Origin of the sequence: Streptococcus oralis, assembly GCF_003944215.1 — a bacterium.
Taxonomy (GTDB): Bacteria; Bacillota; Bacilli; order Lactobacillales; family Streptococcaceae; genus Streptococcus; species Streptococcus oralis_BI.
In genome coordinates this window covers 75,119-100,266 of the sequence record NZ_RJVZ01000008.1, presented here as the reverse complement: position 1 = coordinate 100,266, position 25,148 = coordinate 75,119, and the positions used below count along the sequence as shown (strand labels likewise).

Sequence of the window (25,148 nt, the reverse complement as noted above, 5' to 3'; positions counted from 1 at the left end):
GTGGAGGCTATGTATTAGATTTTTCTAATTCTACTTTTGCCGATTTTACTTTTTATTCAGTTGGGATAGATATTCAAGAAAAATACGGTTTATCTAAAGGAAAGTCTTTAGAGGCTTTTGTAAATAATGAATCAGATGAACTTGTTTTAAAATTGGCTTTAGATTTACTAAGATATTACGAAGATCTCCCTAACTCATATTATGAGAAAACTGAAGAGAAGAACTCTCAGGCGTTAAAATTGAAAGAGAGACTTTCGAAATATGAAGTCTCACAAATATCTTACTTAAATAATACTGTTGAATATCTATCTGACTATTTTGATAGTAGCTATATTGATAAGCAAATGGCGATTATGAATGAAATGATTTCTCGCTCTCCAGCGGATGCTATCGGTAAGGCTAAAGAGTTGCTGGAATCGTGTTTTAAACATATTTTAGACCACGAGAAAATTGAGTATTCTAATGCGAATGATATTGCAACCTTGCAAAAGAAAGTCTTTAAATTTTTGAATTTGGATGCTACTGAAAATATTTCAGCTAAAAATAATCAAGATGTAAAGCTGGTTCTGAGTGGTTTGAATCAAATTATCAAGGGAATTAACAATCTTCGAAATGATAAAGGCGACGGTCACGGGAAAAGTGCTAACTTTACAGAATTACCACAAAGATATGCTTCAGTTGTTGTAGGCTCTGCATTAACGGTAGTGTCATTTGTTTGGGAAACATATCAAGATAGGCAAAAATAGTAAGGAGGGAGGTTTGATGTCGAAAAATCAAGAAAAATTACACTTTGAACTTTTAAATTTTATAGTAAATGTAGGTTGGACTCATAAAATTCATGCGGTTAGAATTGACGAGTTAGAAAGCTATATTCGATGGTTTAGAATAGCAACAATAATCATTTCTGGAGTTGTCTCTTCTGGCTTAGTTGGAATACTTTGCTTTGATGAATATTGGATAAAGCTTGTTACAGCATTTTTATCATTAGTCACTACAATAATTTTTAGCATCACCAAGGAGTTTAACTTTGAGGAACGACTAGCTTTGGAGAGGAAATCTGTTGATGAACTTTGGAATCTTAGGGTCTCGGCTGAAAATCTTTTATCCGAGGTGGTTTAAAATGGAAAATATTCTAGTGAAATCCAAAAATCCTTCGAAGAATTAAAATTTCGAAGAGATGTTGCTTACGGTAAACTTTCCAATCCTTCTCCTAAAAATATATCCAAGGCTTCAGAACTGATAAAATCACGAAAAGATAATGATTATGAGGATGACTATAAATACTTTATTTCAAAAGAATTGATGAAAGTTAGGGAGGAAGAATAATGTCCTTATCTAATGATTTTAAAGAGTTTTGCGAAGACGAACTGCCCATGACGGATGAGGAATGGGAAAAATGGGAGAATAGATTAAAAGAGATTACGAAACGACTTAATCGAAAATACTATTCCTTAGATGAGCTTGAAGATGAAGAAACTGACAATGGTTTGATTGTCGGTAGTGTGGGGAGAACGACGGCTGTTCGAAATGTTAGTGATTTTGATTATATTTTTTCACTACCATCAGAGGTGTATAGACGATTTGATTCTTATGAGGGCAATGGTCAATCAGCACTTCTACAGGAAATAAAAAACGAATTACTAAAAAGATACCCGAATACAAAAATAAAAGGAGACGGACAGGTCGTTGTTATTGATTTTTCGGATGGTGGAAAAATTGAGTTAGTTCCAGCTTTCGAACAATCTGATGGAAATTTTAAATATCCTGATTCTCGTAACGGAGGCTCTTGGAAAACTACTAAACCAAAGCCTGAAATTGAAAAATGCAAATCTTTAAATTCGAATTTTAATAATCATTTTTCTAACTTAACAAGACTCATACGACGATGGAAAAATCATATGGGTTTTTCATTTAAGGGGCTGTTGATAGATACTTTGATATCTGATTTTATTGATGATAAAGGTATTTCTGAAATATATTATTCTGATTATAATATTCTCTTGTAAGATATTTTTGAATACTTTTCAAATCAAGATAAAAATAGAGAGTATTGGTATGCTTTAGGTAGTAATCAAAAGATTTATAATAATGATGGAGCAAAATTTATCAATAAAGCTAAGCAGGCTCTAAAGAAAATAGAAGACGCTTCAGAAGAGAAACTTACTGAAGTTTATAGACAGCTATTTGGTAGAAAATTCGCTCAATCAACTTCTACCACAAATCGAGCTTCGAATGAAGAATTTATTGATGAATTGTTTAGTGTTGATATCCGCTATAATATTGTTTTGGAGTGTGAAATTACTCAAGATGGTTTTCGAAAAGCACTTCTTTCAGACTTTTTAAAGAGTAGATTTAAGATTAAAAACAGAAAATATCTTGATTTTGAAATTATAAAATCAGATATTCCAGATAATCTTTTGTCTGATGTTAAATATTATTGGAAAGTTAGAAATATTGGAGCTGAGGCGATTAGAAGAAATTGTGAGCGTGGTGCTATTTTTTCAGGTAAAATAAAACATCACGAAGATTCTCAGTTTAAAGGAGACCACTATGTTGAATGTTATGCTGTTTTAGATAATACGGTTATAGCAAGAGATAGAATAACAGTCCCTATCGATCCGTTATGTGGAAAAGATTTTATAGAGTAGCATATAATTGATTTTTAACTGGAACACTCACTATCTCTTTACATCAAGAAAATGACTAAACAGGGAAGTTTGCCTTCTTCCCTTTTTTTGTTATACTAGTAAAAGAAAAATTAGAAAGATTTGTGGGTGCCAAAAAGTCCAGTGGCTTGTTTGGATACGGACTGATGTTCCACCCAAAGAGGTATTAGTGTCGTGTCTCAATCTTATATCAATGTTATAGGTGCAGGTTTGGCAGGTTCTGAAGCAGCCTACCAAATTGCAGAGCGTGGTATTCAAGTTAAACTCTATGAAATGCGTGGTGTCAAGTCAACACCTCAGCATAAAACAGATAATTTTGCAGAGTTAGTTTGTTCCAATTCTCTTCGTGGGGATGCTTTGACCAATGCTGTTGGGCTCCTCAAGGAGGAAATGCGTCGCTTGGGTTCTGTTATCTTGGAATCAGCAGAAGCTACACGTGTTCCTGCTGGTGGAGCCCTTGCAGTGGACCGAGTCGGTTTCTCCCAAATGGTGACCGAAAAAGTAGCCAATCATCCCTTGATTGAAGTGGTTCGTGATGAAATTACAGAATTGCCAACTGACGTTATTACTGTGGTCGCTACTGGTCCTTTGACTAGCGATGCCTTGGCTGAGAAGATTCATGCCCTTAATGACGGTGATGGTTTTTATTTCTACGATGCGGCAGCGCCTATTATCGATGTCAACACCATTGATATGAATAAGGTCTACCTCAAGTCTCGATACGATAAGGGAGAAGCAGCCTACCTCAACGCTCCAATGACCAAACAAGAATTTATGGATTTCCATGAAGCCTTGGTCAATGCGGAAGAAGCACCGCTTAATTCTTTTGAAAAAGAAAAGTACTTTGAAGGTTGTATGCCTATCGAAGTCATGGCCAAACGTGGCATTAAAACCATGCTCTATGGTCCCATGAAACCAGTCGGTCTGGAGTATCCAGACGACTATACAGGGCCTCGTGATGGAGAGTTCAAAACACCGTATGCGGTTGTCCAGCTTCGTCAGGACAATGCGGCTGGTAGCCTCTACAATATCGTCGGTTTCCAAACCCACCTCAAATGGGGAGAACAAAAGCGTGTCTTCCAAATGATTCCAGGTCTTGAAAATGCTGAGTTTGTTCGCTATGGTGTCATGCACCGCAATTCTTACATGGATTCCCCAAATCTTCTTGAGCAGACCTACCGTTCTAAGAAACAGCCAAATCTCTTCTTTGCCGGTCAAATGACGGGTGTGGAAGGCTATGTCGAGTCAGCAGCTTCAGGTTTAGTTGCAGGTATTAACGCGGCTCGTCTCTTCAAAGGAGAAAGCGAGGCTATTTTCCCAGAAACGACAGCGATTGGCAGTCTGGCTCATTACATTACCCATGCTGACAGCAAACACTTCCAGCCTATGAATGTCAACTTCGGGATTATCAAGGAGTTGGAAGGCGAGCGTATCCGTGATAAGAAGGCTCGTTATGAAAAAATTGCAGAGCGAGCTCTTGCTGACTTAGAGGAATTTTTAACTATCTAATTTTTTTGAAAGAATTGCTCATGGTACTATAAAAATCTTAGAAATTGTGATAAAATAGGTAGGATGAAAAAAGGAGAGTAAAAATGGCGAATCCCAAGTATAAACGTATTTTAATCAAGTTATCAGGTGAAGCCCTTGCAGGCGAACGTGGCGTAGGAATTGATATCCAAACAGTTCAAAAAATTGCAAAAGAGATTCAAGAAGTTCATAGTCTAGGGATCGAAATTGCCCTTGTTATTGGTGGAGGAAATCTCTGGCGTGGAGAACCTGCTGCTGAGGCAGGAATGGACCGCGTTCAGGCAGATTATACAGGAATGCTTGGGACCGTTATGAATGCTCTTGTGATGGCAGATTCATTGCAACAAGTTGGCGTAGATACGCGTGTGCAGACAGCTATTTCTATGCAACAAGTTGCAGAACCTTATGTACGTGGACGTGCCCTTCGCCACCTTGAAAAAGGCCGTATCGTTATCTTTGGTGCCGGAATTGGTTCACCTTACTTCTCAACAGATACAACAGCGGCTCTTCGTGCAGCTGAAATCGAAGCAGATGCCATTCTGATGGCTAAAAATGGTGTCGATGGTGTTTACAATGCCGATCCTAAGAAAGACAAGACAGCCGTTAAGTTTGAAGAATTGACCCACCGTGACGTTATCAATAAAGGTCTTCGTATCATGGACTCAACAGCTTCAACCCTCTCAATGGACAACGACATTGACTTGGTCGTCTTCAACATGAACCAACCAGGCAACATTAAACGTGTCGTATTTGGTGAAAATATCGGAACAACAGTTTCAAATAATATCGAAGAAAAGGAATAAGAAAGATTATGGCTAACGCAATTGTAGAAAAAGCTAAAGAGAGAATGACCCAATCTCATCACTCACTTGCTCGTGAATTTGGAAGTATTCGTGCTGGTCGTGCTAACGCAAGCTTGCTGGATCGTATCCACGTAGAATACTATGGAGTAGAAACTCCTCTTAACCAAATTGCTTCTATCACTATTCCAGAAGCTCGTGTTTTGTTGGTAACGCCATTCGACAAGTCTTCATTGAAAGACATCGAACGTGCCTTGAACGCTTCTGATCTTGGTATCACACCAGCTAACGACGGTTCTGTGATCCGCTTGGTTATCCCAGCTCTTACAGAAGAAACTCGTCGTGACCTTGCCAAAGAAGTGAAGAAGGTCGGTGAAAATGCTAAAGTGGCTGTACGTAATATCCGTCGTGATGCTATGGATGAAGCTAAGAAACAAGAAAAAGCAAAAGAAATCACTGAAGACGAATTGAAGACTCTTGAAAAAGATATTCAAAAAGTAACAGACGATGCTGTCAAACACATCGACGATATGACTGCCAATAAAGAAAAAGAACTTTTGGAAGTCTAAAAATAAACAGAAAAACTCAGTTGGCATTGCTGGCTGAGTTTTATTCGAAAGAAGGAAATATGAATACAAATCTTGCAAGTTTTATCGTTGGACTCATCATCGATGAAAATGACCGTTTTTACTTTGTGCAAAAGGATGGTCAGACCTATGCTCTTGCTAAGGAAGAAGGTCAACATACAGTAGGGGATACGGTCAAAGGTTTTGCCTATACAGATATGAAGCAAAAACTACGTCTGACAACCTTAGAAGTGACTGCCACTCAGGACCAATTTGGTTGGGGAACCGTAACAGAAGTTCGTAAAGACCTAGGTGTCTTTGTGGATACAGGCTTGCCTGATAAGGAAGTTGTGGTATCGCTAGATATTCTCCCTGAACTTAAGGAACTCTGGCCTAAGAAGGGTGACAAACTCTACATCCGTCTTGAAGTGGATAAGAAAGACCGAATCTGGGGACTCTTGGCTTATCAGGAAGATTTCCAGCGTTTAGCTCGTCCTGCCTACAACAACATGCAGAACCAAAACTGGCCAGCCATTGTTTATCGTCTCAAGCTGTCAGGAACCTTTGTCTATCTGCCAGAGAATAACATGCTTGGTTTTATTCATCCTAGTGAGCGTTACGCAGAGCCGCGTTTGGGACAAGTATTAGATGCGCGTGTCATTGGTTTCCGCGAGGTTGACCGCACTCTGAACCTCTCTCTCAAACCTCGTTCATTTGAAATGTTGGAGAATGATGCCCAGATGATTTTGACTTACTTGGAAAGCAATGGCGGTTTCATGACCTTGAATGATAAGTCTTCTCCAGAGGACATCAAGGCAACCTTTGGCATTTCTAAAGGTCAGTTCAAGAAAGCACTCGGTGGCTTGATGAAGGCTGGCAAAATCAAGCAAGACCAGTTTGGGACAGAGTTGATTTAAACCTTATAGACATGATAAAGAAACTTGAAGAAATGAGTTTAGAGGAACTCTGGCAACTTTTTCCTATTTTTCTAGTAGAGCACAAGTCAGAGTGGAAAGACTGGTATGAATCGGAAAAAGCAAATCTGAAAAAAACAGTGGGTGCAAATGTTATTAAAAGAATAGAACATATCGGTAGCACTGCTATCCCTAACATTTGGGCTAAGAACATCGTTGATATTCTTTTAGAAGTAGGTAGTATAGAGGATTTAGCGAGGGTCAGGGATCTATTGGTGAAGAATGGTTGGCTAGTGATGTCGGAGAATCCTAACAGGATTTCTCTAAATAAAGGCTATACAGAGCAGGGCTTTGCCGAGAAAGTTTTTCATCTACATTTGCGACTGATGGGAGATCATGACGAGATTTATTTTAGAGATTATCTCTGCCAGCATCCAGATATTGCCCAAGCGTATCAGGAATTAAAACTCAGTTTGTGGAAACAATTTGAACACAATCGAGACGCCTATACTGATGCGAAAACGGATTTTATAAACCACTACGTTTCAGAGGCTAAGTCCAGTAATTTTTAAAAATCAGAAAAGTTTCATCAAAAAAAGTCTTGATAGGAGAAAGAATTGAGAAAATCATTTTACACTTGGCTCATGACTGAGCGCAATCCTAAAAGTAATAGCCCTAAAGCCATCCTGGCAGACCTCGCTTTTGAAGAGTCAACCTTCCCAAAACACACAGATGATTTTGATGAGGTGAGTCGCTTTTTGGAGGAGCATGCCAGTTTCTCTTTCAACCTAGGAGACTTTGACGTCATCTGGCAAGAATACTTAGAACACTAGAGACAATGAGATGAGGCTAGTATTTTATTGTTCTCTTTGCTATAATAAAAAGAAATAAAAGGATTAGAGAGGTTCTTTATTTGAAGGAACATTCAATAGACATTCAACTTAGTCATCCGGATGACCTGTTTCATCTTTTTGGATCCAATGAGCGCCATCTTCGTTTGATGGAAGAAGAGCTCGATGTGGTGATTCATGCCCGTACGGAGATTGTCCAGGTTTTGGGAGAAGAGTCTGCTTGCGAGGAAGCTCGTCAGGTTATCCAAGCCTTGATGGTCTTGGTGAATCGTGGAATGACCGTTGGTACGCCAGATGTGGTGACAGCGATTAATATGGTTAAAAACGATGAAATCGACAAGTTTGTCGCCCTTTACGAAGAAGAAATTATCAAGGACAATACTGGGAAACCCATCCGTGTCAAAACCTTGGGTCAAAAGCTTTATGTGGACAGTGTCAAACAGCATGATGTGACCTTTGGAATCGGACCTGCAGGGACAGGGAAGACCTTTCTTGCAGTGACCTTGGCAGTGACTGCCCTTAAACGTGGTCAAGTCAAGCGAATTATCCTCACTCGACCAGCAGTTGAAGCAGGTGAGAGTCTAGGATTTCTTCCGGGTGATCTCAAGGAGAAGGTGGATCCTTATCTTCGACCAGTTTATGATGCCTTGTATCAGATTTTAGGAAAAGACCAGACCACCCGTCTCATGGAGCGTGAAATCATAGAAATCGCGCCCCTTGCTTACATGCGTGGTCGGACCTTGGACGATGCTTTTGTCATTCTCGATGAGGCACAAAATACGACCATCATGCAGATGAAGATGTTCCTGACTCGTTTAGGATTTAATTCGAAGATGATTGTCAATGGAGATATCAGTCAGATTGACCTACCACGTAACGTCAAATCAGGTTTGATTGATGCTCAAGAAAAGCTCAAGAACATTCACCAAATCGACTTTGTTCATTTTTCGGCCAAGGATGTGGTTCGCCATCCAGTTGTCGCTCAGATTATCCGAGCTTATGAACCAGCTTCAGTTAAAAATGAAGAAAAGAAGGAAGAAACAGAATAGCAAAAAAGAGCAGTTCTATTTGAACTGCTCTTCTCGTATCTGAGTTAACTAGTTAATGTCTTTAGACAAGTTCATCAATCGAAGTGTGATCCTTATCGAGGCCTTGGGCAACTGGGAGGCTAGTCAAGTAACCTTGATAAGTTGTAACTCCTTCACGTAAGCCTTGATCTTCAGTGATTGCCTTCTTAAATCCTTTTCCTGCTAAGGCTTCGATGTAAGGAAGGGTGACATTGGTCAGGGCGATGGTAGAAGTACGAGCTACGGCACCAGGGATGTTGGCGACAGCATAGTGGAGCACCCCATGTTTTTCATAGACGGGTTCATCATGCGTTGTTACACGATCTGCTGTTGCGATAACACCACCTTGGTCAACGGCAACATCAACGATGACAGATCCTGGACGCATTTGTTTGACCATCTCATCTGTCACCAATTTCGGTGCCTTGGCACCAGGGATGAGAACTGCTCCAATCACCACATCAGCATCTTTCACACTTGCTTCGATATTGAATGAATTGGACATAAGAGTTTGGATTTGGTTTCCGAAGACTTCCTCTAAGACTGAGAGTCGTTTAGCACTGATATCTAAAATAGTTACTTGAGCACCAAGTCCAAGGGCGATGCGGGCAGCGTGTGTACCGACGACACCGCCACCGATGATGGTTACTTTTCCTTTTGGAACACCCGGAACACCACCTAGTAGGACACCAGAACCGCCAGCTTGTTTGGTAAGGAAGTGAGCACCTATTTGAACCGCCATACGGCCAGCAACTTCACTCATAGGAACGAGGAGTGGCAGATGTCCTTGGCTGTCACGGACAGTTTCATAGGCAATTCCTGTTGTTTTTGCTGCTAACATAGCATCTGCTAATTCTGGAGCAGCGGCCATGTGCAAGTAGGTGAAGAGGAGAAGGTCGTCGCGCAAGTACCCATATTCAGAAGCTAGTGGTTCTTTTACTTTCACGACCAACTCAGCTGCCCAGGCTTCGTCAGCAGTAGCGACGATCTCAGCACCTTGCTTTTGATAGTCAGCATCAGTAAAGCCTGAACCGAGTCCAGCGTTTGTCTCGATAAGGACGCGATGACCACGGGTGATCAAACTATGGACACCAGCAGGTGTGAGGGCGACACGGTTTTCATTATTCTTAATTTCTTTTGGAATTCCGATTAACATATAGGTTTACTCCATTTTCTAAATTCGGGTCTTTAAAATCAAACATCACAGAGAAACCCGATTATCGTGATGTTTTTATTTTATATAAAACTGTTTCGAAAATCAAGAAAAACTTTTGCTTTGATGAGCTTTTTTTGATAAGCTAGTAGGAAAATACATGTAAATAGGGGAAGTGTGTATGGAATCAATCTTTTTAAAACTAGCCCAGTATCCAATAGTGGAGACAGAACGTTTATTGCTCCGACCTGTAACCTTGGATGATGCGGAAGCTATGTTTGACTATGCCTCAGACAGAGAAAATACACGCTACACTTTTCCAACCAATCAAAGCTTAGAAGAAACTAAGAACAATATTGCTCAGCTCTACTTGGCTAATTCCTTGGGACGTTGGGGGATCGAACTAAAAAGCAATGGTCAGTTTATCGGAACTATTGACTTGCACAAGATTGACCCCATTCTCAAAAAAGCAGCTATTGGTTACATTATCAATAAAAAATATTGGAATCAAGGATTGACGACAGAAGCCAATCGTGCCGTGATTGAACTGGCTTTTGAGAAGATTGGAATGAACAAATTGACTGCTCTTCACGACAAAGACAATCCCGCATCTGGCAAGGTCATGGAGAAATCAGGTATGCGTTTTTCCCACGAAGAACCCTATGCCAGAATGGATAATAAAGAACCAGGTCGAATTATCACAAGAGTTTATTATGTCTTGACTAAGGAAGACTATTTTGCAAATAAATAAGCAGTTGAAAAGAAATTTTCGACTGTTTTTTTCTTCCTCTTACGAATAACTTAAAAGAGGAGAAAATATGGAAGCAATTATCGAGAAAATCAAAGAGTATAAAATCATTGTCATCTGTGCAGGTTTGGGCTTGCTTGTAGGTGGCTTTTTCCTACTAAAGCCAACTTCACAAACACCTGTGAAAGAAACAAACTTGCAAGCTGAAGTCTCGGCCGTTTCAAAGGATTCATCGTCTGAAAAAGAAGTGAAGAAGGAAGAAAAGGAAGAGTCTCCTGAACAAGATTTAATCACAGTAGATGTCAAAGGTGCTGTTAAATCGCCAGGAATTTATGATTTGCCAGTAGGTAGTCGTGTTCATGATGCCGTTCAGAAGGCGGGTGGATTGACAGAGGAGGCAGATAGCAAGTCGCTAAATCTCGCTCAGAAAGTCAGTGACGAGGCTCTTGTCTATGTTCCAACTAAGGGAGAAGAAGCAGTTAGTCAGCAGGCTGCCTCTGGAACGACTCCTTCGACAAGTAAAGAAAAGAGGGTCAACCTCAATAAAGCCAGTTTAGAAGAACTCAAGCAGGTCAAAGGTTTGGGAGGAAAACGAGCTCAGGATATTATCGATCATCGTGAGGCAAATGGCAAATTCAAGTCAGTAGATGAGCTCAATAAGGTTTCTGGAATTGGCGCAAAGACCATAGAAAAGTTAAAAGACTATGTTACAGTGGATTAAAAACTTCCCTATTCCTCTAATCTATCTGAGCTTTCTGTTGCTCTGGCTTTACTATGCCATTTTCGCATCGTCCTATCTCGCACTGCTAGGTTTTGTTTTTTTGCTTGTCTGTCTCTTTTTCCAATTTCCTTGGAAATCGGCTGGAAAAGTTCTAGCGATTTGTGGAGTTTTTGGATTTTGGTTTCTGTTTCAAACTTGGCAACAGACACAAGCTAGTCAAAATTTAGTCGGTTATGTTGAAAAGGTGAAGATCTTGCCTGATACCATCAAGGTCAATGGTGATAGTCTGTCCTTTCGGGGTAAGGCTGACGGCCGTACCTTCCAAGTTTACTATAAACTCCAGTCCGAGGAGGAGAAAGAGCAATTTCAAGCCTTGACAGACCTTCATGACTTGGAATTAGAAGGGAAGCTTTCAGAGCCAGAAGGTCAGAGGAATTTTGGTGGATTTAACTACCAAGCCTATCTAAAGACCCAGGGGATTTACCAGACACTGACTATCAAGAGTATCCAGTCACTTAAAAAAGTTAGCAGTTGGGATATAGGAGAAAATCTGTCCAGTTTACGTCGAAAGGCTGTAGTTTGGATCAAGATGTACTTTCCAGACCCTATGAGCAATTATATGACGGGGCTCTTGCTGGGATATTTGGACACGGACTTTGAGGAGATGAATGAACTCTATTCCAGTCTAGGAATTATCCATCTCTTTGCCTTATCAGGCATGCAGGTGGGCTTCTTTATGGATGCCTTTAAGAAACTCCTCTTGCGATTGGGCTTGACCCAAGAAAAGTTGAAGTGGCTGACCTATCCCTTTTCCCTTATCTATGCAGGCCTGACAGGATTTTCAGCTTCGGTCATTCGCAGTCTCTTACAAAAGTTACTGGCTCAACATGGTGTTAAGGGCTTGGACAATTTTGCCTTAACAGTCCTTGTCCTCTTTATCATCATGCCCAACTTTTTCCTAACTGCAGGAGGGGTCTTGTCCTGCGCTTATGCTTTTATCTTGACCATGACCAGCAAAGAAGGGGAGGGACTCAAGGCTGTTGCCAGAGAAAGTCTAGTCATTTCCTTGGGAATATTGCCCACTCTATCCTTCTATTTTGCAGAATTTCAGCCTTGGTCTATCCTTTTGACCTTTGTCTTTTCTTTTCTGTTTGACTTGGTATTCTTACCGCTTTTGTCCATCTTATTCATTCTGTCTTTTGTTTACCCAGTCACTCAGTTTAACTTTGTCTTTGAGTGGTTGGAGGACATTATTCGCTTGGTATCGCAGCTGGCAAGCAGGCCTCTGGTCTTTGGTCAACCCAATGCATGGCTTTTGATTCTTCTCTTAGTTTCATTAGCCTTGGTATATGACATGAGAAAAAACATCAAAAGACTAGCAGGGTTCAGTCTCTTTATTGTGGGGCTCTTTTTCTTGACCAAGTATCCACTGGAAAATGAAATTACCATGCTGGATGTAGGGCAAGGGGAAAGTATTTTCCTACGGGATGTAACAGGTAAAACCATTCTCATAGACGTGGGAGGCAAGGCAGGGTCTGATAAGAAAATCGAAAAATGGCAAGAAAAGGCGACGACCAGCAATGCCCAGCGAACCTTGATTCCCTATCTAAAAAGTCGTGGGGTAGCCAAGATTGACCAGTTGATTTTGACCAACACAGACAAGGAACATGTTGGCGATTTGCTGGAGGTGACCAAGGCTTTCCATGTTGTGGAGATTTTAGTATCAAAAGGAAGTTTGACACAGAAGGATTTTGTGGCAGAATTAGAAGCAAGCCAAACCGAGGTGCGCAGTGTGGCAGCAGGGGAGAATTTACCGATTTTTGGCGGTTCTTTAGAAGTCCTATCTCCAAGGAAGATTGGAGATGGGGATCGTGATGATTCTCTGGTTCTTTATGGGAAACTCCTAGATAAGAACTTTCTTTTCACCGGAAATTTGAAAGAGAAGGGAGAGAAGGATTTTCTAAAGCAATATCCTGATTTAGAGGTGGATGTCTTGAAAGTCGGTCAACATGGTTCTAAAACCTCATCAAATCCAGCTTTTCTAGAAAAACTCAACCCAGAGATTTCTCTCATCTCAGTTGGAAAGAACAATCGTACGAAACTCCCCCATCAGGAAACCTTGACTCGACTAGAGACCATCAAGAGTAAGATTTACCGAACTGACCAGAACGGAGCTATTCGCTTTAAAGGATGGAATAGTTGGCGAATTGAAAGCGTTCGTTAGGAAGAAAAATGTTATATATTAGTGAAACAAACTAAAAATCTGTTGCATAATAATGAGAAAAGCGATATAATGAAAGTGTTTTCAATAGTAAAGATATAAATGCAATGATAACCATGAAAAATCAGCAAAAGTTGTTTTATTAGCCAGTCTATCATCCATTGTTTTTTTCAGTCCAGTGTATCTGCTGTGAGTGTTCTTAAAAGTTATCGGTATGATTGGAATACCGTGTGGGAATACGGTACTAACCATCAATACATTTCTATCCCATCATGGTCTTGTGATTACAGCTATTCTGAGTATAAAGTTGGTGGAAGCTGGAACTACGATCGTTATGAGGTCATAAACTTCTACAGCGGAGGTTATTAATCCTTAAAGAGTGAGAAAAAGGAGGGCTGGATATGTTAAATCTTACTCATGTTACCTTAAAAACGCGACAAGTCATCTTGCAAGATGCGGATTTCACCTTTAAAAAAGGTAGGATTTATGGCCTTCTTGCTATCAATGGCTCGGGAAAGACGACACTGTTCCGAGCTATTAGCAAGCTGCTTCCCCTTAGTAGTGGACATATCGCAGCCTCTCCTTCTTTGTTTTATTATGAGAGTGTTGAATGGCTGGATGGAAACTTAAGTGGGATGGACTACCTTCGTCTCATAAAGAACATCTGGAAGTCAGGCCTGAACTTGAGTGATGAAATCGCCTATTGGGAAATGTCTGACTATATCAGCCTTCCTATTCGTAAGTATTCCTTAGGGATGAAGCAACGCTTGGTGATTGCCATGTATTTCCTCAGTCAGGCGAAATGCTGGCTTATGGATGAGGTAACAAATGGTTTAGACGAGTATTATCGACAGAAGTTTTTTGATAGATTGGCACAAATCAATAGAAAAGAACAGCTGGTTCTTTTAAGTTCCCACTACAAAGAGGAGTTAGTGGAGATTTGCGATAGCATGGTAACCATTCGTCAGGGGCAGATAGAAGAGGTTCCGTTATGAAAGATATTAGTCTATTTTTGTTAAAGAAAGTTTTCAAAAGTCGTTTAAACTGGATTATCTTAGCTTTATTTGCATCTGTACTCGGTGTTACCTTTTATTTAAATAGTCAGACTGCAAACTCACACAGCTTGGAGAGCAGGTTGGAAACTCGTATTGCAGCCAACGAGAGAGCTATCAATGAAAATGAAGAGAAACTCTCCCAAATGTCTGACACCAGCTCGGAGGAATACCAGACTGCTAAAAGTGATTTAGACTTGCAAAAAAATCTTTTGACGCGAAAGAAAGAAATTCTGACTTTATTAAAAGAAGGGCGCTGGAAAGAAGCCTACTATTTGCAGTGGCAAGATGAAGAGAAGAATTATGAATTTGTATCAAATGACCCGACTTCTAGCTCTGAATTAAAAATGGGGGTTGACCGTGAACGGAAGATTTACCAAGCCCTGTATCCCTTAAACATAAAAGCACATACTTTGGAGTTTCCTACCCACGGGATTGATCAGATTGTCTGGATTTTAGAGGCTATCATCCCAAGCTTGTTTGTGATTGCTATTATTTTCATGCTAACACAACTGTTCGCAGAAAGATATCAAAATAATCTTGATACAGCTCAGTTATATCCTTTTTCAAAAGTGACATTTGCCATGTCCTCTCTTGGAGTTGGGGTAAGTTATGTAACTGTGCTGTTTATCGGAATTTGTGTCTTTTCTTTTCTAGTGGGAAGCCTGATAAGTGGTTTTGGACAGTTAGATTATCCCTACCCGTTCTATAGCTTAACCAATCAAGAGGTAACTATTGGGAAGATACAAGATGTGTTATTTCCTAGCTTGCTATTAGCTTTCTTAGCTTTTATTGTCATTGTGGAAGTCGTCTACTTGATTGCTTACTTTTTCAAGCAAAAAATGCCTGTCCTCTTTCTTTCCCTCATTGGGATTGTTGGCTTGTTGTTTGGTATTCAAACAATTCAGCCTCTCCAAAAGATTGCACATCTGATTCCCTTTACTTACTTGCGTTCAGTGGAGATTTTATCTGGAAGATTACCTAAGCAAATTGATAATGTCAATCTAAATTGGGGTATGGGGCTAGTCTTACTTCCTTGCCTGATTATCCTTTTGCTAGTGGGGATTCTATTTATCGAAAGATGGGGAAGTTCTCGTAAAAAGGAAGTTGTTAATAGGTCTTAGCGTTCCTATAGGGAAAATAAGTAAAAACTAACACAGGGAGGGAACCAACTAGGTTCTCTCTTTTTGATGCGGACATCAAGAAGAAAACAGAAAGTTTTTTGAAAAAATGACTTTTTATCTTGACAAGGGATAGAAAACTTGGTATCATATAAAAGTTGAGAAAAGCAGAAGTGAGAGCTTCTCGCCTTGTGACATCAAGTTGCCTGGCCCTACGGATGAAAAGTTTCTAAGAAACGCTATCATAACGTGCGGGCTTGTATCATTACGAGTCCGCTCTTGTTTTTCTCTAATAATAAAAAAGAGGTGAAAACCATAGCAAAGCAAGACTTATTCATCAATGATGAAATTCGTGTACGTGAAGTTCGCTTGATCGGTCTTGAGGGAGAACAGCTAGGCATCAAGCCACTCAGTGAAGCGCAAGCATTGGCTGATAGTGCAAATGTCGACTTAGTATTGATTCAACCCCAAGCAAAACCACCTGTTGCTAAAATTATGGACTACGGTAAGTTCAAATTTGAGTACCAGAAAAAGCAAAAAGAACAACGTAAAAAACAAAGTGTTGTTACTGTGAAAGAAGTTCGTCTGAGTCCAACTATTGACAAGGGTGACTTTGACACAAAACTTCGCAATGCACGTAAATTCCTTGAAAAAGGAAATAAAGTTAAGGTATCTATCCGCTTTAAGGGTCGTATGATTACCCATAAAGAGATTGGTGCAAAAGTTTTAGCCGAGTTTGCTGAAGCAACACAAGATATTGCAATCATCGAACAACGAGCTAAGATGGATGGACGCCAAATGTTCATGCAGTTGGCGCCAGCAACTGACAAAAAATAATTGTCAGAAAGTTAAATAAAGGAGAAAAAATCATGCCAAAACAAAAAACACACCGCGCATCAGCTAAACGTTTCAAACGTACAGGTTCTGGTGGACTTAAACGTTTCCGTGCTTACACTTCTCACCGTTTCCACGGAAAAACTAAGAAACAACGTCGTCATCTTCGTAAAGCATCTATGGTGCATTCAGGAGATTTCAAACGTATCAAAGCAATGCTTACTCGCTTGAAATAATAGCCTAACAGTAAGTAAACAATTCTAGGAAATATTTGGAGGAAATAAAACATGGCACGTGTTAAAGGTGGCGTTGTATCACGCAAACGTCGTAAACGTATTCTTAAATTAGCAAAAGGTTACTATGGAGCTAAACACATCTTGTTCCGTACTGCAAAAGAACAAGTAATGAACTCTTACTACTATGCATACCGTGACCGTCGTCAGAAAAAACGTGACTTCCGTAAATTGTGGATCACTCGTATCAATGCGGCAGCTCGTTTGAACGGACTTTCATACTCACAATTGATGCATGGTTTGAAATTGGCTGAAATCGAAGTTAACCGTAAAATGCTTGCTGACTTGGCTGTTAACGATGCAGCAGCTTTCACAGCTCTTGCAGATGCAGCTAAAGCAAAACTTGGTAAATAATCACTTATAAGGCTGGTACAGGATTGTTCCAGTCTTTTTTGACATAAAGGAGAGAAAAATGGCTTCAAAAATGCTACACACTTGCTTGCGAGTAGAAAATCTTGAAAAATCCATCGCATTTTATCAGGATGCTTTTGGATTTAGAGAATTGCGTCGCAAGGATTTTCCAGATTATGCTTTTACCATTGTCTATCTAGGACTTGAGGGTGATGACTACGAGTTGGAATTGACCTATAACTATGATCACGGTCCTTACGTGGTAGGAGATGGCTTTGCCCATATTGCCCTCAGTACACCTGACCTTGAGGCGCTACATCAAGAACATAGCGCAAAAGGCTATGAGGTGACAGCCCCTAATGGACTTCCAGGAACTCAACCAAACTATTATTTTGTCAAGGATCCTGATGGCTACAAGGTCGAAGTCATTCGTGAAAAATAATCCAGTAAAGTCAAGTAGAATGTTCGTTTTCTGCTTGACTTTTTTTCTTTGAAAGAGTATACTAATACAAATTTAACCTTTAAGGGGAGTCCAGAGAGACTCACAAGGTGTCAGATAAAAGGAATAGAGGGGCTCGCTGTGGAGACTTTTTAAGTGTTCGCATGAGTTCTGTCCATACCCAACTGAGGCCTTGCTATTGCAAGGTCTTTTCTTTATCTGGTTCCCTTAAATTTAAGGAGGAAAAGTCATGAATCCCACATGTAAGAAACGTTTGGGTGCCATTCGTTTGGAAACGATGAAGGTGGTCGCACAAGAGGAAATTGCGCCAGCAATCTTTGAATTAGTCCTAGAAGGGGAGATGGTTGAAGCCATGCGAGCAGGCCAATTTCTTCATCTGCGAGTACCTGATGATGCCCATCTCTTACGCCGTCCTATTTCAATTTCGTCTATTGACAAGGCAAACAAGCATTGTCATCTCATTTATCGGATAGAGGGGTCTGGGACTGCTATTTTTTCAACATTAAGTCAGGGTGATACTCTTGATGTGATGGGGCCTCAGGGAAATGGTTTTGACTTGTCTGACTTGGACGACCAGAACCGAGTTCTCCTCGTTGGTGGTGGGATTGGTGTCCCGCCCTTGCTTGAGGTGGCTAAGGAATTGCATGCGCGTGGGGTGACAGTAGTGACAGTCCTCGGTTTTGCCAGCAAGGATGCTGTTATTCTCGAAACCGAATTGGCCCAATATGGTCAGGTCTTTGTAACGACAGATGATGGTTCTTATGGCATTAAGGGAAATGTGTCAGTCGTCATCAATGACTTAGACAGTCAATTTGATGCTGTTTACTCATGTGGAGCGCCTGGAATGATGAAGTACATCAATCAAAAATTTTATAATCACCCAAGAGCCTATCTATCTCTAGAATCTCGTATGGCTTGTGGGATGGGGGCTTGCTATGCCTGTGTCCTAAAAGTGCCAGATAGTGAGACAATTAGTCAACGTGTCTGTGAAGATGGCCCTGTTTTCCGTACAGGAACGGTTGTATTATAAGGAGAAAATCATGACTAAAAATCGTTTACAAGTTTCTCTACCAGGCTTGGATTTGAAAAATCCGATTATTCCAGCATCAGGCTGTTTTGGTTTTGGCCAAGAGTATGCCAAGTACTATGATTTAGACCTTTTAGGCTCTATTATGATCAAGGCGACGACACTTGAACCGCGTTTTGGCAATCCTACTCCAAGAGTAGCTGAGACACCTGCTGGTATGCTAAATGCAATCGGCTTGCAAAATCCTGGTTTAGAGGCTGTTTTGGCTGAAAAACTGCCTTGGTTGGAAAGAGAGTATCCTACGCTTCCCATCATCGCCAATGTTGCAGGCTTTTCAAAACAAGAGTACGCTGCGGTTTCTCGAGGAATTTCGAAGGCAGCAAATGTAAAAGCTATCGAGCTTAATATCTCCTGCCCGAATGTAGATCACGGCAATCATGGACTTCTGATTGGGCAAGATCCTGACTTGGCTTATGAAGTGGTAAAGGCAGCTGTGGAAGCCTCTGATGTGCCAGTTTATGTTAAGTTAACCCCTAGCGTGACGGATATTGTCACCGTCGCCAAAGCCGCAGAAGATGCGGGAGCAAGTGGCTTAACCATGATCAATACTCTAGTCGGTATGCGCTTTGACCTCAAAACCAGAAAGCCAATCCTAGCCAATGGAACGGGTGGGATGTCAGGCCCAGCAGTCTTTCCAGTAGCCCTCAAACTCATCCGACAAGTTGCCCAAACAACAGACCTGCCCATCATTGGAATGGGAGGAGTGGATTCGGCAGAGGCTGCACTAGAAATGTATCTGGCTGGAGCGTCTGCTATTGGAGTTGGAACAGCCAACTTTACCAATCCTTATGCCTGTCCTGATATTATCGAACATCTACCAAAAGTCATGGACAAATATGGCATTAGCAGTTTGGAAGATCTCCGTCGAGAAGTTAAAGCCAGTCTGAGATAAACTAGGTCTTCCTTATCGTCAACAAGACATAGAATCTTCATCAATTTGTAATATTTTCGTTAGTCAACTATGTTACAATAGGTTTTATAAAATAGTAATAGTGTAGATAGTTTTCTACTGAGGAGAATAAAATGAAGAAGATACTACTTGCAAGTACTGTTGTTCTTTCTATGGCAGGATTTGCAAAGACATCTGTACATGCTGAAGAATCTCAGGTTACGAAAAAAACTCAGACCACAGATGTAGTCGAGAAAAAAGAGGAAGCTGCTCCCAAGAAAGAAGTTCCTAAAGTCGAGGCGAAGAAAGAGCCAGCTGTAAAAGAGGAAAATCCTTCCAAAAAGGAAAAAAAAGAGGAAGTTATTAAGGAAGGTTGGAAAAAAGAGCAAGGAAACTGGCGTTTTTATGAAAATAACCAGCCTGTCGTAAACTGGAAAAAAATTAGTGGTACTTGGTATTACTTTGACAAAAACGGTATTATGCTCAGTAATACCATAGTTGATGGTTACCTTATCAAAGGTAACGGTACTATGGCAGAAAATGTTTGGGTGAAAATATCTGACAAGTGGTACTATGCTACAGCTTCGGGAAAGATTTCTCGCGACAAATGGGAAAATATTGAAGGTAGCTGGTACTATTTTGATAAAAACGGAATCATGCTTAGTCGCACCATCTATAATGACTATCTCTTCCAAGGTAGTGGCGCAATGGCAGAAAATGATTGGGTAAAAATATCTGACAAGTGGTACTATGCAACAGCTTCGGGCAAGATTTCTCGCAATAAGTGGGAAAAGATTGAAGGTTCTTGGTATTACTTTGATAAAGATGGTGTCATGCTTAGTCGCACCATCTATAATGACTATCTCTTCCAAGGTAGTGGCGCAATGGCAGAAAATGATTGGGTAAAAATATCTGACAAGTGGTACTATGCAACAGCTTCGGGCAAGATTTCTCGCAATAAATGGGAAAAAATCAAAGGAACATGGTACTATTTTAATAGCGATGGTGTGATGGCAAGTAGCCAGTGGAAAAGTGACTACTTTCTGAAAGATAGTGGCGCTATGGCGGAAAAAGAGTGGATTTTTGATAAATCCTACAATAGCTGGTTCTACTTGAAGTCAGGTGGGGCCTACGCTTCCCGTGAATGGATTGGCTCATACTACCTTAAATCTGGTGGCTATATGGCCAAAAATGAATGGATTTTTGACAAAGATTACGATGCTTGGTACTATCTAAAAGATGATGGTCGATATGTAACAGGTACTTTCACGATCAAAGGTAAAGAGTATTCCTTCCAGAATAATGGAAAGTGGATCTCAGAAGCAAAATATTATAAAGTGAAGCCAATTACTGCTTATGTTTATAGCGCTTCTGGTGAAAGATTGAGTTATGTATCACAGGGAACCATAGTCTCGCTTGGAGATGCCCAATCTAAAAAAGATAGTCAAATACCAGTCAATATTTCTGGTTTATCAGGCTTCATGAATAAAAGTGATTTAGTAGCTATTGATAAAGATAGTGAATTTGTCCCTCATTATACAAGTGATGGCAAGTATTTTTACCATGAGTTATCACCTTATGTAAGTCTCCGTGTTGCGCCACATAGCTCAGCTATGACCATTGGTAAGAAATATTATTCAACTGATGGAATTCATTTTGATGGCTTTACCATTGAAAATCCCTTCCTCTTTAGAAATTTGACTAAGCCAAGTAATTACAGCGCAGCTGAATTGGATAAAGTTTATTCTTTGATGAATATTCGGGATAGTCGCCTCGCTGGTAAGGGAGCTGTTTTTAAGGAAGCTGAGGAACGCTATGGTGTAAATGCTCTTTACTTAATGGCTCATAGTGCACTTGAGAGTGCTTGGGGACGGAGCCAGATAGCTAAGGATAAGAATAATTTCTTTGGAATTGCAGCTTATGATTCGAGCCCGTATACCTCAGCCAAAAAATTTGATGATGTGGATAAGGGGATCCTCGGCGCGGCTAAGTGGATTCGCGAGAACTACATTGACTATGGACGAGACCATCTTGGAAACAAGGCTTCTGGTATGAATGTACGCTATGCTTCTGACCCATACTGGGGAGAGAAAATTGCCAGTATCATGATGACTATCAATAGCAAACTTGGTGGGAAAGACTAGGGAAGAACAAAATCGGGAACCATGATAGATTGGTTCCCGATTTTTTGTTATAATAAAAATAAGTAGACAACAAAGGAGAACATCATGACATTTGAAGAAATCCTGCCTGGATTAAAGGCTAAGAAAAAATATGTACGAACTGGTTGGGGAGGGGCTGAAAACTATGTCCAACTCTTTGACACCATTGAGCAAAACGGGGTTGCACTTGAAGTGACTCCCTATTTCCTAATCAACGTTTCTGGAGAAGGGGAAGGTTTTTCGATGTGGAGCCCGACACCTTGTGATGTTTTGGCGACGGATTGGGTAGAAGTGCATGACTAGACGCGTATTGATTACGGGAGTGAGTTCAGGGATTGGTCTAGCTCAAGCTCGCCTCTTTTTAGAGAAGGGCTATCAAGTTTATGGAGTTGATCAAGGTGAAAATCCCCAATTGCAGGGTGATTTCCACTTTTTACAGAGAGATTTGACCTTGGACTTGGAGCCAATTTTTGACTGGTGTCCTCAGGTGGATGTTTTGTGCAATACTGCTGGAGTTTTGGATGATTACAAACCACTTTTGGAGCAGACAGCGCAGGAAATCCAAGAGATTTTTGAAATCAACTATGTGACTCCTGTTGAGCTGACTCGCTATTATTTGACGCAAATGCTGGAAAATAAAAAAGGAATCATTATCAATATGTGTTCTATTGCTTCAAATCTAGCAGGAGGTGGTGGACACGCCTATACTTCCTCTAAGCATGCCTTGGCTGGATTTACCAAGCAGTTGGCTCTAGACTATGCGGAAGCTGGGATTAAGGTATTTGGTATTGCTCCAGGTGCTGTCAAGACTGGCATGACTGCTGCGGACTTTGAACCCGGTGGCTTAGCAGACTGGGTAGCTAGTGAAACACCAATCAAACGCTGGATCGAGCCAAGTGAAATTGCAGAAGTCAGCTTATTCTTAGCTAGCGGTCACGCATCTGCCATGCAAGGACAAATCCTGACCATTGATGGTGGTTGGAGTTTGAAGTAGGGGAATCTGATGGAAATCAAAAATCACTTTGGCATCTATGGCATTTGCTTTGAAAATGGGAAGTTACTCTGCGTTGAGAAAACGAGAGGTCCATATCAACATCGCTATGATCTACCCGGTGGTAGTCAGGAAGTAGGTGAGGGGTTGACAGAAACTCTCAAGAGGGAAGTTCTGGAAGAGACGGGATATAAGGTTAATGGTTACGCTAATTCTAGGATTTATGATGTGCTGGTTCAAGAAGATGGGCAAGACTTTGCAGTACACCATATCATGGCCTTTTATGATATAGTACTTGATTTCGAACGCTATCAAAAATCACTTCCTCATGAAGTTCTTGATGGAAGTAATGATTCAGCAAATGCACTTTGGTTGAATTTGGAAGAAATTACTGCCGATAATGCTTCTCCTTTAGTGTTGCAGGTTAAGGCAGAGTTACTAGGATTTCCAGAATTAGATATGACAAGCTATAGAAATTGGAAGGTGAAGAAGGGAGATAATGGAACTATTTAAAACATGGAAGAAAAATATGGTTCTCTATGGTCTTAAATCTCAAATCGGAACTGTCTACCGAAACAGTGATAGGACAACAAGCTTTTATGATGTTGGGAATTTTCTATACCTAGCGGGGAAGTTGAATTCCAGATTTTGGGAAGATTTTGTTAGGAAATATGGTTTAGATTATAAGATTATTATTTCAGAAAATGCCAATTGGCAAGATTTTCTGCATCAGAAAGTGGGGTTAATTTCTTTTACTCGCTATTCTTTTAAAGATAAGGCAAATTTTCAAGTTGAATTTCTAAATGATCTAGTTACTCATTTAGAGGAAGGTTACAGTATTGTGCCTATTGATAATCATATTTATAACTGCTTTTCTGAGGAAGAATGGTCACAAGATTTAAAGGGAGATTTTGAGTCTTATCAGGATTTTGCTTTAAAAGGTGGATTTGGCTTTGTGGTTCTTAAAAATAATGAACTGATTGCTGGGATTTCCTCAGGGTTAGTTTACCGTGGAGCAGTTGAAGTGGAAGTTGCAACTAGACCAAACGAACAAGGAAAAGGATTTGCTAAAAAGCTTGGTGCTGCAATGATTCTAGAGAGTTTAAATAGAGATATGTTTCCTCTTTGGGATGCTCATAACGAGGCTTCCAAAAAAGTAGCAGAATTTTTAGGATATGAGTTAGTGGAACCTTATGAAGCTTTTGAACTAGATTAAAGCGGCATATAATGATATCTGATATTGTATCTCTTAAGACGAGGTGAATGGACATGCAAAACCAACTGGCTTTTAGTGGAGAAAAAATTGTTGAAAAAGTTTATCCTCAACTATTTCACCACATTGGAATGATTCGTGGGGAATATTTGTTGAGAGAGCTCAATCAAAACATACTATTACCTAGTTGTCAGCAATTTGCAAAAGATTATCTAAGCTCAATTTGCTCCTTGTACTCAGATGAAGAGGTCTGGTATCGTTTTTCAGAATTAACGAATACAGAGGCTAATTGTCTAGAGGGGACTAAAAAGTATTTTGAAGAACGTCACCCTTTATTTGGCTATAGAGGAACTAGGCGTTTACTGGCGTGTCCGGATGAATTTCAGGCTGAGGCAAATGTTGTTACAGATGTTTATCAAAACAATCCCAATTTATCTGTTATTTTTCCTTTTGTCAATGATGCCGACCAGTTAAAGCAAGCTATTAGAGTATTGCGTCAGCATGGTTTTACTGGGAAAGTCGGCGCTATGATTGAATTGCCGTCAGCTTATTTTGACTTAGACAGGATACTGGAAACGGGCATTTCAAAGATTGTAGTTGGAATGAACGATTTGACTTCCTTTGTATTTGCGACTGTGAGAAACAGTCAATGGCATGATATGGAAAATCCAATTATGTTAGATATGTTGAGACAGATGCAGGAAAAATCAAATACTAAAAAGATTGACTTTGCTGTGGCAGGTTATCTGAATCCTTCTTTCATACAAAAAATGAATCAGATGGGGATTGAGTGCATTATCCACTATAGTTCAATTCCAGAGATTTTTGATTTAGAGATTGACCATCCAGATCATCTCAAACACATAAAAGAAAAAAGTAAAAAATTACAAAGGAGCACCCATGACACCACAAGAAATGTGGAATGCCTACAAGAAAATTAACCCTTCTATCGGAGATGAAATCGATGCCTGGGCTTTTGGAGTGGAAGCCGATCTCTTGGCAGATTTGGTTTTAAAAGGCGAAAAGACAGCAACCGCCTCAGCTTACGACCTCTATGCACTAGAAGCCGAACCTCTTCCACGAGAAGGGACCTTTGATATCATTCTAGATAGCCAAGATCGGGCTGTCTGTATTGTAGAAATTAGCAAGGTTTCTGTTAAACCCTTCAATCAAGTTTCTGCTGACCATGCCTTCAAGGAAGGAGAAGGAGACAAATCCCTAGCCTATTGGCGTCAGGTTCATGAAGACTGTTTCACTGAGTGGCTGCGCGAGGCAGGTCTGACTTTTACACCTGATAGCAAGGTTGTTTTGGAAGAATTTCGTAAGGTCTACCCTCTGTAGACTGTTAGACGGAAGAAAGTTTTGGAAATTGCCGTCCAATCCTTTTTTCTTAAGTAAAACATGATATAATAAGTTTGTTTGAATAAGAGTAAAACTCTTAAACTTAGAATAGGAGAAAAC

At 40.3% G+C, this 25,148-nt stretch carries 31 protein-coding genes and 1 other annotated feature; of the genes, 30 read left to right on the top strand and 1 reads right to left on the bottom strand.

Annotated elements, in window-relative coordinates; genetic code table 11:
* The 11 genes from D8804_RS06155 to D8804_RS06105 form a co-directional block, all read left to right on the top strand.
* A partial coding sequence (locus tag D8804_RS06155; RefSeq protein WP_125399167.1) for an abortive infection family protein occupies positions 1-746 on the top strand: 746 nt, incomplete at its 5' end.
* A 16-nt stretch (positions 747-762) separates the two neighbouring features.
* A complete protein-coding gene (locus D8804_RS10255; protein WP_260472339.1) occupies positions 763-1,119 on the top strand; it encodes an SLATT domain-containing protein in 357 nt (118 codons plus the stop codon).
* A 206-nt stretch (positions 1,120-1,325) separates the two neighbouring features.
* The gene (locus D8804_RS10250; RefSeq protein WP_260472338.1) at positions 1,326-2,006 is read left to right on the top strand and encodes an SMODS domain-containing nucleotidyltransferase; all 681 of its coding nucleotides are present in this window, start codon (positions 1,326-1,328) and stop codon (positions 2,004-2,006) included.
* A 3-nt stretch (positions 2,007-2,009) separates the two neighbouring features.
* A complete protein-coding gene (locus D8804_RS10485; protein ID WP_472725588.1) occupies positions 2,010-2,648 on the top strand; it encodes a nucleotide-binding domain-containing protein in 639 nt (212 codons plus the stop codon).
* A gap of 192 nt (positions 2,649-2,840) precedes the next feature.
* Complete coding sequence (trmFO, locus tag D8804_RS06135) at positions 2,841-4,175, top strand: methylenetetrahydrofolate--tRNA-(uracil(54)-C(5))-methyltransferase (FADH(2)-oxidizing) TrmFO (protein WP_125399166.1); 1,335 nt, start codon at positions 2,841-2,843, stop codon at positions 4,173-4,175.
* Positions 4,176-4,258: 83 nt separating this feature from the next.
* On the top strand, positions 4,259-4,996 hold the full coding sequence (pyrH, locus tag D8804_RS06130) for a UMP kinase (RefSeq protein WP_000002990.1): 738 nt from the start codon (positions 4,259-4,261) through the stop codon (positions 4,994-4,996).
* Between the two features lie 8 nt (positions 4,997-5,004).
* Positions 5,005-5,562, top strand: coding sequence for a ribosome recycling factor (gene frr, locus D8804_RS06125; protein ID WP_125399165.1), 558 nt, complete (start codon positions 5,005-5,007; stop codon positions 5,560-5,562).
* A gap of 59 nt (positions 5,563-5,621) precedes the next feature.
* On the top strand, positions 5,622-6,476 hold the full coding sequence (cvfB, locus tag D8804_RS06120; protein WP_125399164.1) for an RNA-binding virulence regulatory protein CvfB: 855 nt from the start codon (positions 5,622-5,624) through the stop codon (positions 6,474-6,476).
* Positions 6,477-6,487: 11 nt separating this feature from the next.
* Complete coding sequence (locus D8804_RS06115) at positions 6,488-7,045, top strand: GrpB family protein (RefSeq protein WP_125399163.1); 558 nt, start codon at positions 6,488-6,490, stop codon at positions 7,043-7,045.
* A 45-nt stretch (positions 7,046-7,090) separates the two neighbouring features.
* Positions 7,091-7,306: a YozE family protein gene (locus tag D8804_RS06110; protein WP_125399162.1), complete on the top strand. Its 216-nt coding sequence runs from the start codon at positions 7,091-7,093 to the stop codon at positions 7,304-7,306.
* Positions 7,307-7,386: 80 nt separating this feature from the next.
* A complete protein-coding gene (locus D8804_RS06105; protein ID WP_125399161.1) occupies positions 7,387-8,373 on the top strand; it encodes a PhoH family protein in 987 nt (328 codons plus the stop codon).
* 61 nt (positions 8,374-8,434) lie between these two features.
* On the opposite strand, the gene ald is transcribed toward D8804_RS06105, so the two are convergent.
* On the bottom strand, positions 8,435-9,547 hold the full coding sequence (ald, locus tag D8804_RS06100; RefSeq protein WP_125399160.1) for an alanine dehydrogenase: 1,113 nt from the start codon (positions 9,545-9,547) through the stop codon (positions 8,435-8,437).
* 178 nt (positions 9,548-9,725) lie between these two features.
* Here ald and D8804_RS06095 point away from each other — a divergent pair, with 178 nt between their 5' ends.
* The 19 genes from D8804_RS06095 (at position 9,726) to D8804_RS06005 (ending at position 25,028) form a co-directional block, all read left to right on the top strand.
* Entirely contained in the window at positions 9,726-10,295 is a 570-nt protein-coding gene (locus tag D8804_RS06095; RefSeq protein ID WP_125399159.1) for a GNAT family N-acetyltransferase, read from the top strand.
* Positions 10,296-10,362: 67 nt separating this feature from the next.
* Positions 10,363-11,013: a helix-hairpin-helix domain-containing protein gene (locus tag D8804_RS06090; protein WP_125399158.1), complete on the top strand. Its 651-nt coding sequence runs from the start codon at positions 10,363-10,365 to the stop codon at positions 11,011-11,013.
* On the top strand, positions 10,997-13,237 hold the full coding sequence (locus D8804_RS06085) for a DNA internalization-related competence protein ComEC/Rec2 (protein WP_125399157.1): 2,241 nt from the start codon (positions 10,997-10,999) through the stop codon (positions 13,235-13,237). The genes D8804_RS06090 and D8804_RS06085 overlap by 17 nt, the downstream gene beginning before the upstream one ends.
* A 150-nt stretch (positions 13,238-13,387) precedes the next feature.
* Positions 13,388-13,603, top strand: a complete 216-nt coding sequence (locus D8804_RS10240) for a hypothetical protein (RefSeq protein WP_125399169.1) — start codon at positions 13,388-13,390, stop codon at positions 13,601-13,603.
* 32 nt (positions 13,604-13,635) lie between these two features.
* Positions 13,636-14,229, top strand: coding sequence for an ATP-binding cassette domain-containing protein (locus tag D8804_RS06075; RefSeq protein ID WP_125399156.1), 594 nt, complete (start codon positions 13,636-13,638; stop codon positions 14,227-14,229).
* Positions 14,226-15,410: a hypothetical protein gene (locus tag D8804_RS06070; protein ID WP_125399155.1), complete on the top strand. Its 1,185-nt coding sequence runs from the start codon at positions 14,226-14,228 to the stop codon at positions 15,408-15,410. Before D8804_RS06075 ends, D8804_RS06070 begins: the two co-directional genes overlap by 4 nt.
* A 156-nt stretch (positions 15,411-15,566) precedes the next feature.
* Positions 15,567-15,698 (top strand) — a sequence feature (ribosomal protein L20 leader region).
* A 15-nt stretch (positions 15,699-15,713) separates the two neighbouring features.
* The gene (gene infC / locus D8804_RS06065; RefSeq protein WP_000848184.1) at positions 15,714-16,244 is read left to right on the top strand and encodes a translation initiation factor IF-3; all 531 of its coding nucleotides are present in this window, start codon (positions 15,714-15,716) and stop codon (positions 16,242-16,244) included.
* 32 nt (positions 16,245-16,276) lie between these two features.
* On the top strand, positions 16,277-16,477 hold the full coding sequence (rpmI, locus tag D8804_RS06060; protein WP_001125942.1) for a 50S ribosomal protein L35: 201 nt from the start codon (positions 16,277-16,279) through the stop codon (positions 16,475-16,477).
* A gap of 51 nt (positions 16,478-16,528) precedes the next feature.
* The gene (rplT, locus tag D8804_RS06055) at positions 16,529-16,888 is read left to right on the top strand and encodes a 50S ribosomal protein L20 (RefSeq protein WP_000124830.1); all 360 of its coding nucleotides are present in this window, start codon (positions 16,529-16,531) and stop codon (positions 16,886-16,888) included.
* A gap of 58 nt (positions 16,889-16,946) precedes the next feature.
* Positions 16,947-17,327, top strand: coding sequence for a lactoylglutathione lyase (gene gloA / locus D8804_RS06050; protein ID WP_125399154.1), 381 nt, complete (start codon positions 16,947-16,949; stop codon positions 17,325-17,327).
* A 247-nt stretch (positions 17,328-17,574) separates the two neighbouring features.
* A complete protein-coding gene (locus D8804_RS06045) occupies positions 17,575-18,375 on the top strand; it encodes a dihydroorotate dehydrogenase electron transfer subunit (protein ID WP_125399153.1) in 801 nt (266 codons plus the stop codon).
* The gene (locus tag D8804_RS06040; RefSeq protein ID WP_185774041.1) at positions 18,338-19,324 is read left to right on the top strand and encodes a dihydroorotate dehydrogenase; all 987 of its coding nucleotides are present in this window, start codon (positions 18,338-18,340) and stop codon (positions 19,322-19,324) included. Before D8804_RS06045 ends, D8804_RS06040 begins: the two co-directional genes overlap by 38 nt.
* A 131-nt stretch (positions 19,325-19,455) precedes the next feature.
* The gene (locus tag D8804_RS06035; RefSeq protein WP_125399151.1) at positions 19,456-21,465 is read left to right on the top strand and encodes a glucosaminidase domain-containing protein; all 2,010 of its coding nucleotides are present in this window, start codon (positions 19,456-19,458) and stop codon (positions 21,463-21,465) included.
* A gap of 84 nt (positions 21,466-21,549) precedes the next feature.
* Positions 21,550-21,786 carry a DUF2829 domain-containing protein gene (locus tag D8804_RS06030; protein ID WP_000141913.1) on the top strand — a complete coding sequence of 79 codons (237 nt, stop codon included), beginning with the start codon at positions 21,550-21,552 and terminating at the stop codon, positions 21,784-21,786.
* Positions 21,779-22,477 carry a 3-oxoacyl-ACP reductase gene (locus D8804_RS06025; RefSeq protein WP_125399150.1) on the top strand — a complete coding sequence of 233 codons (699 nt, stop codon included), beginning with the start codon at positions 21,779-21,781 and terminating at the stop codon, positions 22,475-22,477. The genes D8804_RS06030 and D8804_RS06025 overlap by 8 nt, the downstream gene beginning before the upstream one ends.
* 9 nt (positions 22,478-22,486) lie before the next feature.
* The gene (locus D8804_RS06020; protein ID WP_125399149.1) at positions 22,487-22,987 is read left to right on the top strand and encodes an NUDIX hydrolase; all 501 of its coding nucleotides are present in this window, start codon (positions 22,487-22,489) and stop codon (positions 22,985-22,987) included.
* Positions 22,974-23,690 carry a GNAT family N-acetyltransferase gene (locus D8804_RS06015; protein ID WP_125399148.1) on the top strand — a complete coding sequence of 239 codons (717 nt, stop codon included), beginning with the start codon at positions 22,974-22,976 and terminating at the stop codon, positions 23,688-23,690. The genes D8804_RS06020 and D8804_RS06015 overlap by 14 nt, the downstream gene beginning before the upstream one ends.
* A 53-nt stretch (positions 23,691-23,743) precedes the next feature.
* Positions 23,744-24,628 carry a putative PEP-binding protein gene (locus D8804_RS06010; protein ID WP_185774040.1) on the top strand — a complete coding sequence of 295 codons (885 nt, stop codon included), beginning with the start codon at positions 23,744-23,746 and terminating at the stop codon, positions 24,626-24,628.
* Entirely contained in the window at positions 24,588-25,028 is a 441-nt protein-coding gene (locus tag D8804_RS06005; protein ID WP_125399146.1) for an ASCH domain-containing protein, read from the top strand. The genes D8804_RS06010 and D8804_RS06005 overlap by 41 nt, the downstream gene beginning before the upstream one ends.
* Positions 25,029-25,148 lie beyond the last annotated feature (120 nt).